Raw genomic sequence first — 12,795 nt, forward strand, 5'->3', positions numbered from 1 at the left:
ATTATTTTCTTAACATACTTGTTCTAAAGCCTCAAAAAAGCGATCGTTTTCCGTGGCTGTCCCTATTGTTAATCGCAAACAGTTTTCGCAATGTGGTTCATTTCCACGATAACGTACAATAACACCTTTTTCCGCAAGCTTTTTATACACTTCAAAAGCATTCCCGATTTTAAACAGCACAAAATTAGCATCTGTCGGATATACATATTCCACTTGAGAATACGTAACCAATTTCCCGATTACACGTTCCCGTTCTTTTAAAATCAACCCAATATTTTTAGTAACAGTATCAAGGCTTAAAAATGCATTGAGTGCCATTTTCGAAGTCAACTTATTTACATTGTAGGGAGCTTTTACTTTCATCATATACTCTATGGTTTCAGGGCCAGACAATGCTACCCCCAACCGGATTCCTGCCAATCCAAATGATTTCGACATAGTTTGCAATACCACTAAATTTGGGAATTCATTTATAGCTGATGCCAAACTATGCTCCCGGCTGAAATCTATATAAGCCTCATCCACTACCACAATTCCATTAAAACTTTCCACCACTTTCAGGATATCTGTATTATCCATGCTGTTGGCTGTAGGATTATTTGGAGAGCAAATAAAAATCAATTTGGTTTCCGGTTTAACCGCTTCAAGTATTTTATCAGGTTGAAGTTGAAATCCTTCGGTAAGCAATACCTCATCAACCCCTACATCGTTTATATTGGCTGAGACTTTATACATGCCGTAAGTAGGGGGATTGATAATGATTCGGTCTATATCGGGCCGGCAGAAAATCCGAAATAATAAATCGATCGCTTCATCACTCCCCACCCCCACAAACACATTCTCCTGTTTCACTCCGCGAAAGGCTGCAATTTTATTTCTCAGCTCCTCCTGATATGGCATTGGATAACGATTTAACTCAATGTCATCAGTAAAGGGAGCACCAAAGCTATTCTCGTTGGCATCCAGTAATATCCCCGAATCAAAATCATCCCGTGCACTGCGATAAGGTTTCAGGGTTCGGATATTATCTCTTACCAGAGATTGGATGTTAGTTTTCTTCATTTATCAATGTTTTTAATCTTAAAGTAACAGCATTCTTATGTGCCTGAAGTTCTTCCAGTTCCGCCAATTTTTCTACAACAGGCCCTAAATTCTTCAGCCCCTCTTCACTAATTGACTGCATGGTAATTGATTTCTGGAAAGCAGCTAAATTCACCCCGCTATACATTCTGGCATATCCATAAGTTGGCAAAGTATGATTAGTTCCTGAGGCATAATCCCCCACGCTTTCGGGGGTAAGCTGCCCAAAAAATACAGAACCCGCATTCATAATCTGATCCGCATAGGACTCGGCATCTTTCACATTTACTATTAAATGCTCGGGGGCATACCGATTAGAAAACTCAAAAGCTTCTTTCAAATTTTCTATGATAATGGTAAAACTTAGCTCAAGTGCTTTACCGGCCATTTCTTTTCGTGGCAGTTCTTCAAGTTGTGATTTTAGCTCAACATTCAGTTTAGCCAGGTCAAAATCAGCAGTGGCAGCTAAAACAACCTGACTATCCGCGCCATGTTCAGCCTGTGAAAGTAAATCAGCCGCTACGTAAGCCGGATTTGCATAACCATCAGCAATCACCAAAACCTCCGAAGGGCCGGCCGGCATATCAATACCTATTTGTGCTTCACTGTTTTGCAGGATCATTTTAGCCGCTGTAACGTATTGGTTACCCGGCCCAAAAATCTTATCTACTTTGGGTACCGATTCTGTTCCAAAAGCCATGGCAGCAATAGCCTGAGCCCCGCCTGCCATCAGAATTTTATTGACTCCTGCTTTTTGAGCGATATAAATAATTTCAGGAGCAACCGTGCCGTCCTTTCCCGGAGGAGTAGCTAAAACTTTAGTACCACAATCCGCAATCATTGCTGGTATAGCCAACATCATGGCTGTAGAAGGTAAAATAGCAGTGCCGCCGGGCACATACAGTCCCACCCGCTCAATAGGCCGGGTTACCTTCATGCATCGTACTCCCGGCATAGTCTCCACTTCCAATGGAAACGGAAATTGTGCTTTGTGAAACCGAAAAATATTATCAAATGCGACATCAATGGCTTCCTTCACTTCCTGATCAAAAGAAACTTCTAATCCGGTTGGATCGAAAGCCACTTCATCTGGTTCAATACCATCAAATTCCCGCGTAAATTTTCTAACGGCTTCATCTCCACCACCTTCCACTTCGTCCAAAATAGGCTGAACGGTTTCGAAGATAGAAGTGAAGTCAATCTTAGGCCGCTTTAGAAGCTTGCTGACCTCTTCAGATGACAATGCCGAGTAATTATATGTTTTCATCATGTTCGCTTTTAAGCTTGAGGCGGAGCCTCCGTTTAGCATTCCGCAGCAAAGCAGCGGAATGAGTGGTAATCACTTCAATATTTATTATTCATCTTTCGATATTCTAAAGGATCATACTTTCAATCGGGAGCATCACAATATCTGAAGCTCCCGCTTCCTTCAGTTCTTCCATCACTGTCCAGAATTTTTCAATCGGAATTACCGTATGTATGGCCACCATATCTTTTTCAGCCAAAGGCATCACAGTTGGGCTTTTCATAGAAGGAATAATTTCTTTGATATTCTCTACAGCCGCTGTAGGAGCATTCATCATAATGTATCTGCTTTTAGCCGCTTTTTGATACCCATCCATGCGCACTAAGAATTTTTCAATCAGCTGTTGTTTACCCGGAGACAATTCCTTATTGGTGCGAATGAGTTGAGTCTGTGATTCCAATATTGTATCCAATTCAACCAACCCGTTTGCACGCAAGGTCCCCCCGCTTGAAACCAAATCTACAATAGCGTCAGCCACTTCTAACTGCGGGGCAATTTCCACAGCACCTGATATTTCTATAACCTGAATATTAATCCCTCTTTCTTCAAAAAACTTACGCGTCAGATTTGGATAACTGGTAGCAACTTTCTTGCCTTCAAAATCTTTAGGGCTTTTGATATCTCCATTTTTTGGAGCTGCAAGTGATAAACGGCATTTCCCATACTGCAAATCCCGGATTGGCGTTACATCAGCGCCGGTTTCCTGTGTTTCATTGGCACCTACAAAACCCAGGTCGCATACGCCATCCTGCACATATTCAGGAATGTCATCATCGCGCAACAATAAAAGTTCCACATCAAAATTACGGGTTTTTACAATCAGGTTGCGTTTATAATTATCAAAGTCGATGCCAATGCCTGCAAGTAAATCGATGGTTTTGTCAGTAAGCCGGCCGCTTTTTTGAATAGCAATACGTAATGAGGTAGAAGAATCCTTCGTTCGGTTCATGATATCAATAAATAAGTTTGGTTTAAAAATATAAGTAGAAAAAGAGGATCAAAGGTGTGCTTATTGCACAGAAATATGATGATGTCCGTGGTGGGCATGATGGACACCGTGATGATAAATAATATGTAGGCTGTTTTTTCTCACGACTCAAATATAGGCAGTTCTTTGTTGTTGTGCCAATGATTTATTGTTAAAGGATTGTTAAGAACTTGATTAATTTTTTATGATCAATAATCGTTCAGTTTGAAAATTATTTACTCCTGATTGTTTTTTAATATCCGGCGATATTTAAGCCCTCTTTTAAAATCCCATAAATCATGGTTCAATCACTCTTATTTCATTAACTTTATTCAAAATGAAATCACACCAAAAAAATTTATGAAAATCGACGTTGCCTGGCTTGGTAAAGACTACCATATGGAAGCTGAAAATGAAACCGACGGTAAAATTCGAATTGACGGGGATAATAATATTGGCGGGCTTGAAGGCGGCCTCTCGCCCATGCAATTATTGTTAGCCGGCATTGGCGGATGCAGTGCCATTGACGTCATTTCCATCCTAAAAAAGCAAAAACAAAAGCTCACCGACCTGAAAGTAGAGGTAGACGGCGATCGTCAGAAATTGGATGCCGGGTATTCCGAATATAAAACCATCCATATGCACTTCATTTTATCCGGCGAGCTGGATCCCAAAAAAGTGGAACGGGCATTGAAGCTTTCCATCACCAAGTACTGCTCAGTATCCAAAGCATTGGAAAAGGGCTCCGAAATCAGCTACGACTATAAAATTATGTAACACTTAACATTATAGCATTTATCATTACCGTTGCGCTATCGCTACATAATCATTAAGTTTCATAGATATTAAATTCCAATAAATCAAATAGATACCTATGGCTAAATGTGAGTTATACCAAGACGTTAAGGGCGAATGGAGATGGAGACGTGTTTCTAAAAGTGGAGACATTGAAGCGTTTTCCAGTCAGGGTTTTGAAAAAGAAGAAGATGCTCGAAAAGACGGTAAGGACTGCAAAGAATGCACCAGTTATCTTCGAAAATTTTAATTAGTTAGGCTTACATTTTATCGAATGCTAAAATTGCATTCAGTATAGTTTCGGTAGATTTTTTATAAAACTCTAGCGGGATGGTTGCGAACTCATCAGTATGCTGGTGGTAATGTTCGTGATCTTCCACACCGAAGTAGATAAATTTTTTCCCTTTCGCATGAAACGCGGCATGATCTGAAGCATTAGTCCAATCATCATAACCTTGTTCAGGACGATCATGGCCAAATAACAACTTAACTTCACCGGTTTCTATACCCTCAAGAACCGGTTTAAACTCCGGGTGATGAAACGTCCCGGATGCATACAATTCATTTTGGTCATTATTGCTAATCATATCCAAGTTGATATTCATAACAACTCTTTCCATAAAAACAGAATCTTCTGTAAAAGCTCTCGCTCCCTGTAAGCCCATCTCTTCGGCATCAAAAGCAGCAAAAACAAGAGTATGATTGGGTTTTATGTGGCTAAAGTAATCAATATAAGTAATCAGGGCTGCCGTACCGGAAGCATCATCATCAGCCCCGTTATAAATTAAGCTGTCTCGAATTCCCAGGTGATCGTAATGAGCTGTAATAACAATTACTGAATCGGTTTTACCCGGAATTTCACCTACTACATTAATTCCGGCCAGTGCCTCTTCATTTCTATTCAAAAAATCAAACTCATGGGTAAAAGACCCCTGAAAAGGATTTGCGCCTTCTTCTTCAAACCGCTGAACCAAATATTCCCGGGCCTTGCGATTTCCCTCGGTTCCTGTTCTGCGCCCTTCGGTTTCATCAGACGAAATGAAACGCAGGTCTTCGATCAGTTGATCGGTGTTAAGGGTTGGGCTTGAAGTCTTTTCTTTCGGAGTACAAGAAATGAATAGTCCAACTATTAATAATGGAAGTAATTTATGTAGTGGTTTCATTCTATGTTAGTAGTTGAGTTAATTTAATTTCGCTCCAATACAAAGCGTTTGGAGAGAGACGAAGTACACAGATCTTTTTTTAATTACTTTTTGGGTCAGGGTTCCTTATATACACTCCCAACATACCGTCGGGAACGAGGATAAGGAAATACTTTTCATGTTTAAAATAAAACGGCTCTGCGAGCCATTCTGTGTTTATCCTATGTTTAGTTTTTGAATATATTTTTGGGAATATGCATGGAAACCAGCATATGAGGTACATCTACTACTTCAGCGATTTTCAAATCCCCAGCTAATGAACACAAAGCATATGCATCCTGCCGGTTCATGCCTTTTTCTTCCACCAGGTAATCAATCATAAACCGTGTGGCCTTTTTGGCAGCTTCATCAATAGTTTCAGCAAACGCAGTTACGGCATAATATTCATCGGTTTCATATTGGGGTTCACTGATGGCCCGGCCTTCTTTTATCACTTCTACTTCGTAAATAATATTCATGGGAGCTTCAATGGCTGTTCCGCAAACCTCTCCGTGTCCCTGGGCAGCGTGTGTATCCCCAATCGAGAATAAGGCGCCTTCCACCAACACCGGAAAGTACACTACCGAACCTTCTGTAATATTCGGATCATCCATATTTCCGCCATTTTCTCTGGGGGGAATGGTTGACAGCATTTCTTCGGTATCAGGGGCAACTCCCATCACACCAGGAAATGGTTTTAGAGGAATTTCTATGTCTTCAGAAAATCTGGCGGTTTTTTTATCCTTGCCTAATTCAAAAATTTTTAGCCAGGGTTCGGTAAATTCATCAGAGAGAAAGCCAAAACCCGGTACAATTGCGGTCCAACCCCAATCTCCCATTTCAATTTTGTGAAGCGTAACTTTAAGCACATCTCCGGGCTCAGCATTTTCAACATAAACGGGTCCGGTTAAAGGGTGAATGGGATCGAAACTCAGATTCGCTAAATCTTCCAGTGTTGAATTCAGATCCAGCTGCCGGTCTGATGCTTCTTCAGTTCCAACTTTTATTACTGAACCGGATGGAACCCTCAAAACCGGTTCGATGGTACTGCTCCAGCGGGCGTGGGTTTGATCGGCAGAAAGTTCAAAGTCAACTTCAGGAGCTAACGCCATTTCTCCGGCAGTTTCTCTCTGCTGGCAACCTGGGGCTATTACAAAAACTAGTGCTATTAAAAATGATAATACCCTTTTCATATCTCCTCCGTGTTTTTGGTGTGCAGAAATGTGAGGAGATCGTGGCATTTTTACAAGTAAACAGATATAAAAAAACTCCTGCCTTAATTAAAGACAGGAGTAATAAGTAAGTAAGGATTGCATTGATCCTTACTGTAATTAAGTATAAAGGCTAAATCACACAATCTTTGTGATCAAATCAGCGGTACGCGCAGAATAGCCTGCTTCATTATCGTACCAACCAATGACTTTAACCAATTTACCGTCTACTTTGGTAATCTGACTGTCGAAGATATTTGAATGCGGGTTTCCAATAATGTCAGATGAAACCAGTTCAACATCAGCATATTCAAGGATTCCTTTCATAGGACCATCGGCTGCAGCCTTAAATGCAGCGTTTACTTCTTCAGCAGTAGTTTCTTTTTCTACAACAGCTACTAAATCAGTAAGTGATCCGGTAACGGTTGGCACGCGTACCGCACCACCATCCAGTTTTCCATCTAGGTGAGGAAGTACCAAGCCAACAGCTTTTGCAGCACCGGTAGTCGTAGGTACAATATTTACAGCGGCAGCACGGGCACGACGAAGATCTTTGTGCGGACCATCAACCAAAGCTTGATCTCCGGTATAAGAGTGTATGGTAGTCATGAAACCCTTCACTAATCCAAAACTGTCATCCAATACTTTTGCCATTGGGGCCAGACAATTGGTAGTACAACTTGCGTTAGAATAGATTTCCACATCTTTATTAATTTTCTCATCGTTTACACCCAGTACAATAGTCTGAATGTCATCACCTGATGCCGGAGCCGAAATAATCACTTTCTTGGCACCGGCTTTAAGATGTTTTCCGGCACTGGATGAATCACGGAAAAAACCGGTAGACTCAACAACCACTTCAGCTCCAAGATCACCCCATTTCAAATTGGCAGGATCTCTTTCCGCACTTACGGAAAAGCTCATCCCATCGATAGTAATCTTATCTCCATCCACGGATACGTCTCCGGGATAAGTTCCTTGAGCTGAATCATATTTAAATAGATGAGCCAAAGTTTTAGTGTCGGTAAGATCGTTTACTCCAACAATTTCAATATTGTCTTTGTGATTAGTCAGGATTGAACGAGTTACCATTCGGCCAATACGACCAAACCCGTTAATTCCTACTTTAATTTTTGCCATTTCGAATCCTATTTATGATTGAATTTTAATGCTTTTACTTCAGTATTAAATAAGGTAAAAAGCATCTGTAAAGTTCTTATGAATTATCCAAAGCTACCATTATAACGCCCTATTTTCAATGTTTTACCAATTTGTCGCTTCTCGCGAATACAACTTTTGAATTGGGAGCGCTTTTCTATGTATCTTTAGGGTATCCATTACAGAAATTTTATAAAAAACAACAGATACCATGCCAGACCAGACCTTAGAAAAGTATAAAAATGAGACCTACTTAGATTTTTCTGACCCAACAAATGATAAAGCACAAAAAGATGCGCTGGAAGAAGTCCGATCGAACTTTGGTAAAGAATATGACCTGTATATAAACGGGGAATTTGTAAAAGGAGATGCCGGCACATTTGACAGTAAGAATCCATCCAATCTATCAGAAACCATTGGCACCTTCCAAATGGCCAGTAAAGAACAAGCATTTGATGCTTTGGATAAAGCATGGGATGCTTTTGAAAGCTGGCAGCATGTTTCAGCTCAAAAAAGAGCCGATTACCTTTTTAAAGCAGCTGATGTAATTCGCCGCCGCAGATTGGAAATCAATGCCTGGATGGTTAGCGAAGCAGGTAAAAATTACCTGGAAGCAGATGCTGATACCTGCGAAGCCATAGATTTTATTGATTACTACGCACATGAAGCTTTGCGCATAGATGACGGAATGGATGTACTTGAAGAAACATGGGGCGATCATAACCGCACTATTTACATGCCTATTGGAGCCGGAGTAACTATTTCTCCATGGAATTTTCCGTTTGCAATTTTTGTAGGGATGGCGGTTGCTCCTATTGCTGTTGGAAATACGGTAGTGGCCAAGCCTGCTCCTGATACCCCCAGAATGGGATCATTGTTAGCAGAAATTTTTGATGAAGTGGGATTACCTAAAGGTGTATTTAACTTTGTGACCGGCGGAGATATCGAAGTGGGTGAAAACCTTGCTAAACATCCGAAAACAAGATTCATTTCTTTCACCGGTTCAAAAGACGTAGGCCTTCACTTGAATAAAATTGCCTCCGAAGTTGCTGACGGCCAAAAATTCCTGAAGCGCATGGTATGCGAACTCGGCGGTAAAAATGCCACCGTGGTAGATGAAGATGCAGATCTGGAATCAGCTGCTACAGAAATTGTGAAAGGCGCTTTCGGCTTTCAAGGGCAAAAATGTTCAGCCGGCTCACGCGTAATTGCTCATGAGAAGATATATGATGATTTACTTGACAAGGTAGCATCTAAAACTAAAGCACTGTCGGTTGGCGATTCAAAAGAGAATCACATGGCAGGGCCTGTAATTAACCAAAAAGCTGTAGACAAAATTATGAGCTACATCGAGATTGGCAAAAAAGAAGGCCGTTTGGTTGCCGGCGGAAAACGTGCCGAAACCGAAAACGAAGGCTATTATATAGAACCTACCGTTTTTGCCGATGTAGACGAAAATGCCCGAATTGCCCAAGAAGAAATCTTTGGCCCCGTAACGGCTTTTATTAAAGGCAAAGACACCGATGACCTTTTGCGCATTGCCAATGGAGTTGATTACGGGTTGACAGGAGCCTACTTTTCAAGCGACCCCAAAAAGATTGATAAAGCACTCCGTGAATACCAGGTCGGTAACTTGTATATCAATCGCAAGTGTACCGGAGCATTGGTTGGTGCACAGCCTTTCGGAGGCTTCAAGCTAAGCGGGACTGATGCTAAGGCAGGCGGTCGGGATTACCTTAAATACTTCCTGGAGCCAAAATCTACTACACTCCGTCCAAACAACGGTGTAGAATATGACCTTCAGAAATTTAAGTTTGCTGATAAGTAAAGCTCTCTTTTTATTTTTTAATATGAAAAACCCGCTCACATAACTTATGTGAGCGGGTTTTCTATTGATTACAATTTGATTTACTCATATCAGGTATCAATCATCATCCAGGTCCACATCATCCGGGGCTTCATCATCGTCGGCCACTAATTCATCAACATCGGGCGTATCATCCAGATCATCATCATCGTCTTCATCATCCACCACAGGAGCTACATCTTTTTTGGGCTTAACTTCTGCTTTGGCTCCGGCTCGTCGTAATATTAGGGCGATGTCCTCCTGCTCATTATCCATAGCTATCATCATCGCTGTATCACCATTTTTATCGCGAAGTTTTACATTGGCTCCTTGCTCAATGAGGTATTTTACAACATCGGTATTTCCGGCTTTAGCCGCTAGCATAAGTGCAGTATGCCCCCACCGCTGTTGAGCATCTACATCAGCTCCGGCCTCAATCAATAGTTTTACTGCTTCCAGATTACCATTTCTGGCAGCTGCAATAAGAGCAACATCGCCAATTTTTGCCCCTTCATCTATAAAATATTTCAATAGCTCTATATTGCCATTCTCAGCGGCACGATTCAAAGCCGTTCCACCCATCTTGGTTTCAATATTCAGATCGGCTCCTTCTTCAACCAAAAATTTCACAATATCAGTATGATCTTTTTCCGTTGCCACAATCAAGGCAGATGCACCGCTTTTGTTGGTTTCGTTGATATCCGATCTACCTTTTAAAAGTTTTTTTACTTCCTCAAAATTGCCGGATTTTGCAGCATCAATAATTTCTGGTTGCTCCATAATGCAAAGTGATTTTTTACCGTTGTAATTGGCGTGATGATAAAAAACGGTACGTATATCTCAAACTAATTCTTAAAGAAAATTTATTAAAAGTTTGAGATCATACCGGTTTACCTTTTTTTAGCATATCTCTAATCGTTCTTCACCTTGGATAATTTATATTCCAAACAACAAAAACTACCTCAAGAAACCCTCAACCTTATAGCCGCGGATAAACTCAGCTCCGTTCATCCTTTTAGTTCCGGGAAGCTGCACTTCAAGTAATTCGATCGTACCATCCTTACAGCCAACCAGTAATTTATCATCTCTTGCAACCAGTACGCCCGGCTGAACATTCGCATTCTTTTCTAAATGGGATTTATACATATTAAACTTTTTCCCATTCCAGTCAGCCCAGGCTGTTGGAAAAGGACTCAACCCACGAATTTTATTGTGTACATCTTGTGCAGATTTATTAAAATCAATATGACAATCATCCCGAAATAATTTCGGAGCAGGACTTGCAAGCTCATCATTCTGTTTCGACAGCGTATAGTTACCGGAATCAATTTTTTGGAGAGCCTTCATGAGTAAAGCAGCTCCCATATCCCTTAACCGTCCGTACAATTCACCGGTTGTTTCATTTTTGCCGATATCTGTTTTTTCCTGTAAAACAATTTTGCCGGTATCTACCTTTTCATCCAAAAAAAAGACCGTACATCCGGTCTCCTCCTCTCCATTTATGATGGCCCAATGGATGGGTGCCGCCCCCCGGTATTTTGGTAACAAAGACGCGTGTAAATTAACAGAACCTATTTTAGGTATCTTTAAAACTTGTTTTGGAAGTATTCTAAAAGCAACAACCACAAAAAGATCTGCATCTAATTCCCTAAGCTGTTGTTCAAACACAGAAGACTTCAAATCTTCTACTTCTATTACAGGCAGTCCCAGTTGCAAAGCTTTCGCTTTTACAGGGGTTGGGGAGGTTTCAGAGCCGCGCCCCCGGCGTTTATCTACATTAGTTACAACCGCCTTTATGGTGTGGTCAGATTGGTGAATTTGCTCCAAACTTGGAATTGCAAACTCCGGAGACCCCATAAATACAATGTTCATAATTGACTAATCTTTTTGTTTAGGCACAATCGGATACTTCACCTTTTTGTCTCCGGAATCAATTTCTTCAAGTTCTTTTTTATGCAATCTTTTTTTGAAAGCACTTAAGTAATCCAAGAAAAGCACGCCTTCCAAGTGATCATACTCGTGCTGAATCACTCTTGAAGTCCAGCCGCCTGCTTCGAGCCGGTGTTTATTAAATTCCCTGTCAAAAAACTCTATAATTACAGTTTCGGGGCGAAAAACCTTATCATTTACTTCAGGAATACTAAGGCAGCCTTCCTCCAGAGGAATCTTATTACCTCGTTTCTCCAGGATAAGCGGATTTATAAAAACCATGGGGCCGTAAGGAACTTCACCTTCTTCAATCATGGCATCAGTATCCATCACAAAAAGTTTAATAGAACGACCAATTTGAGGGGCAGCCAATCCAACGCCATCGGCATTGTACATTGTTTCCAACATATTGTCGATAAGAGTCTGCAGTTCCGGGCTATCCTCTTCTATTTCCTCAGCTTTTTTAAGTAAAATAGGGTCATTATAGGTAACAATAGGTAATATGGGCATAGTATATTATGAATTCGAATCTAAATAGTTTTGCAAAATAATAGCGGCTGCAATCCTGTCAACCCTTCCCTTTTCTTTTCTCTTTTTTTTTGGGATGCCTGCTTCAACCATAAGGCTGCGTGCCTGTGTTGAGGTGTAGCGTTCGTCGACCTTAGCTATTTCAATATTTGGGAAAGACAGATGCAGTTTTTTTATAAAATTATCAACCATTTGTGTGGCAGAACCTTCCTCTCCGCTAAGAGACAAAGGCCAGCCAATCACAAATTTTTCTACAGGAGAATTTTCTGTTATTTTTTGAATTTCAGAAAACACCTCTTCCGGGGAGAATGTTCCAACCGGAGTTGCAATGGTCTTAAGGAGATCAGTTTGGGCAATTCCCACTCGTTTTTTTCCAACGTCAATTCCTATCAGGCGAGTATACTCCTGCAAATATTTAACTTTTTTATTTGTTTTTCTTTACGTCTTCCAAAGGCTGACGTAAAAATTTCTTCATTAATTTACTTGGTTTGAAGTGTGTTTTACGATGTGCAGGCACATAGATCACTTCATTTGTTTTAGGGTTACGTGCTTTTGGTTTAGCTTTTGTTTCTTTTACTTCAAACACACCAAAGTCACGGATTTCAATACGGCATTCAGTATCCGCCGACATCATAATCTCCCTTAAAGCTACAATTACAGCATCAACCCAAGGCTCCGCTTGAATCATGGGTTCATCCATGGATTCTGCAACCCGACGTACAACATCTCGTTTTGTATAAGTCATCATAGTTTTAGTGATTTTGTTAGATGCTAATCTCTTCAGTTAGCATTTT

At 40.8% G+C, this 12,795-nt stretch carries 14 protein-coding genes; 3 read left to right on the top strand and 11 right to left on the bottom strand.

Features of this window, described 5'->3' with window-relative positions:
* Positions 1 to 9: 9 nt before the first annotated feature.
* The 3 genes from hisC to hisG all read right to left on the bottom strand — a co-directional run bounded on the left by hisC (position 10) and on the right by hisG (position 3,335).
* Positions 10 to 1,062, bottom strand: coding sequence for a histidinol-phosphate transaminase (hisC, locus tag HUJ22_RS08665; protein WP_290876261.1), 1,053 nt, complete (start codon positions 1,060 to 1,062; stop codon positions 10 to 12).
* Complete coding sequence (gene hisD, locus HUJ22_RS08670; protein ID WP_290876263.1) at positions 1,049 to 2,350, bottom strand: histidinol dehydrogenase; 1,302 nt, start codon at positions 2,348 to 2,350, stop codon at positions 1,049 to 1,051. The genes hisC and hisD overlap by 14 nt, the downstream gene beginning before the upstream one ends.
* A gap of 103 nt (positions 2,351 to 2,453) precedes the next feature.
* Positions 2,454 to 3,335: an ATP phosphoribosyltransferase gene (gene hisG, locus HUJ22_RS08675; protein ID WP_290876265.1), complete on the bottom strand. Its 882-nt coding sequence runs from the start codon at positions 3,333 to 3,335 to the stop codon at positions 2,454 to 2,456.
* A gap of 378 nt (positions 3,336 to 3,713) precedes the next feature.
* Between hisG and HUJ22_RS08680 the strand changes: the two genes are divergently transcribed.
* Both HUJ22_RS08680 and HUJ22_RS08685 read left to right on the top strand, forming a co-directional pair.
* Positions 3,714 to 4,130 (top strand): OsmC family protein, encoded by a 417-nt coding sequence (locus HUJ22_RS08680; protein WP_290876267.1) that lies wholly within the window; start codon positions 3,714 to 3,716, stop codon positions 4,128 to 4,130.
* A 97-nt stretch (positions 4,131 to 4,227) separates the two neighbouring features.
* Complete coding sequence (locus HUJ22_RS08685) at positions 4,228 to 4,398, top strand: hypothetical protein (RefSeq protein WP_290876269.1); 171 nt, start codon at positions 4,228 to 4,230, stop codon at positions 4,396 to 4,398.
* A gap of 10 nt (positions 4,399 to 4,408) precedes the next feature.
* On the opposite strand, the gene HUJ22_RS08690 is transcribed toward HUJ22_RS08685, so the two are convergent.
* From HUJ22_RS08690 to gap, 3 genes are all read right to left on the bottom strand, one after another.
* Entirely contained in the window at positions 4,409 to 5,311 is a 903-nt protein-coding gene (locus HUJ22_RS08690) for a M28 family peptidase (protein WP_290876271.1), read from the bottom strand.
* Positions 5,312 to 5,517: 206 nt separating this feature from the next.
* Positions 5,518 to 6,522, bottom strand: coding sequence for an acetamidase/formamidase family protein (locus tag HUJ22_RS08695; RefSeq protein WP_290876273.1), 1,005 nt, complete (start codon positions 6,520 to 6,522; stop codon positions 5,518 to 5,520).
* Between the two features lie 156 nt (positions 6,523 to 6,678).
* Positions 6,679 to 7,680, bottom strand: coding sequence for a type I glyceraldehyde-3-phosphate dehydrogenase (gap, locus tag HUJ22_RS08700; protein WP_290876275.1), 1,002 nt, complete (start codon positions 7,678 to 7,680; stop codon positions 6,679 to 6,681).
* Between the two features lie 229 nt (positions 7,681 to 7,909).
* Between gap and pruA the strand changes: the two genes are divergently transcribed.
* Entirely contained in the window at positions 7,910 to 9,526 is a 1,617-nt protein-coding gene (gene pruA, locus HUJ22_RS08705) for an L-glutamate gamma-semialdehyde dehydrogenase (protein WP_290876277.1), read from the top strand.
* Between the two features lie 96 nt (positions 9,527 to 9,622).
* Here the strand turns inward: pruA and HUJ22_RS08710 are convergent, their stop codons facing one another.
* From HUJ22_RS08710 to HUJ22_RS08730, 5 genes are all read right to left on the bottom strand, one after another.
* Positions 9,623 to 10,324 (bottom strand): ankyrin repeat domain-containing protein, encoded by a 702-nt coding sequence (locus HUJ22_RS08710; RefSeq protein WP_290876279.1) that lies wholly within the window; start codon positions 10,322 to 10,324, stop codon positions 9,623 to 9,625.
* Between the two features lie 177 nt (positions 10,325 to 10,501).
* A complete protein-coding gene (fmt, locus tag HUJ22_RS08715) occupies positions 10,502 to 11,416 on the bottom strand; it encodes a methionyl-tRNA formyltransferase (RefSeq protein ID WP_290876281.1) in 915 nt (304 codons plus the stop codon).
* Between the two features lie 6 nt (positions 11,417 to 11,422).
* Positions 11,423 to 11,983: a peptide deformylase gene (gene def / locus HUJ22_RS08720; RefSeq protein WP_290876283.1), complete on the bottom strand. Its 561-nt coding sequence runs from the start codon at positions 11,981 to 11,983 to the stop codon at positions 11,423 to 11,425.
* A 6-nt stretch (positions 11,984 to 11,989) separates the two neighbouring features.
* A complete protein-coding gene (ruvX, locus tag HUJ22_RS08725; protein WP_290876285.1) occupies positions 11,990 to 12,412 on the bottom strand; it encodes a Holliday junction resolvase RuvX in 423 nt (140 codons plus the stop codon).
* Positions 12,413 to 12,425: 13 nt separating this feature from the next.
* Positions 12,426 to 12,749, bottom strand: coding sequence for an HU family DNA-binding protein (locus HUJ22_RS08730; protein ID WP_290876287.1), 324 nt, complete (start codon positions 12,747 to 12,749; stop codon positions 12,426 to 12,428).
* Between the last annotated feature and the right edge of the window lie 46 nt (positions 12,750 to 12,795).

The organism is Gracilimonas sp., assembly GCF_014762685.1.
In the GTDB taxonomy this organism is placed as follows: domain Bacteria; phylum Bacteroidota; class Rhodothermia; order Balneolales; family Balneolaceae; genus Gracilimonas.

What these genes read in the sequence shown, in the direction of transcription:
- hisC (WP_290876261.1), bottom strand. Translation starts at nt 1,062, where the DNA reads ATGAAGAAAACTAACATCCAATCTCTGGTAAGAGATAATATCCGAACC.
- hisD (WP_290876263.1), bottom strand. Translation starts at nt 2,350, where the DNA reads ATGATGAAAACATATAATTACTCGGCATTGTCATCTGAAGAGGTCAGC.
- hisG (WP_290876265.1), bottom strand. Translation starts at nt 3,335, where the DNA reads ATGAACCGAACGAAGGATTCTTCTACCTCATTACGTATTGCTATTCAA.
- HUJ22_RS08680 (WP_290876267.1), top strand. Translation starts at nt 3,714, where the DNA reads ATGAAAATCGACGTTGCCTGGCTTGGTAAAGACTACCATATGGAAGCT.
- HUJ22_RS08685 (WP_290876269.1), top strand. Translation starts at nt 4,228, where the DNA reads ATGGCTAAATGTGAGTTATACCAAGACGTTAAGGGCGAATGGAGATGG.
- HUJ22_RS08690 (WP_290876271.1), bottom strand. Translation starts at nt 5,311, where the DNA reads ATGAAACCACTACATAAATTACTTCCATTATTAATAGTTGGACTATTC.
- HUJ22_RS08695 (WP_290876273.1), bottom strand. Translation starts at nt 6,522, where the DNA reads ATGAAAAGGGTATTATCATTTTTAATAGCACTAGTTTTTGTAATAGCC.
- gap (WP_290876275.1), bottom strand. Translation starts at nt 7,680, where the DNA reads ATGGCAAAAATTAAAGTAGGAATTAACGGGTTTGGTCGTATTGGCCGA.
- pruA (WP_290876277.1), top strand. Translation starts at nt 7,910, where the DNA reads ATGCCAGACCAGACCTTAGAAAAGTATAAAAATGAGACCTACTTAGAT.
- HUJ22_RS08710 (WP_290876279.1), bottom strand. Translation starts at nt 10,324, where the DNA reads ATGGAGCAACCAGAAATTATTGATGCTGCAAAATCCGGCAATTTTGAG.
- fmt (WP_290876281.1), bottom strand. Translation starts at nt 11,416, where the DNA reads ATGAACATTGTATTTATGGGGTCTCCGGAGTTTGCAATTCCAAGTTTG.
- def (WP_290876283.1), bottom strand. Translation starts at nt 11,983, where the DNA reads ATGCCCATATTACCTATTGTTACCTATAATGACCCTATTTTACTTAAA.
- HUJ22_RS08730 (WP_290876287.1), bottom strand. Translation starts at nt 12,749, where the DNA reads ATGATGACTTATACAAAACGAGATGTTGTACGTCGGGTTGCAGAATCC.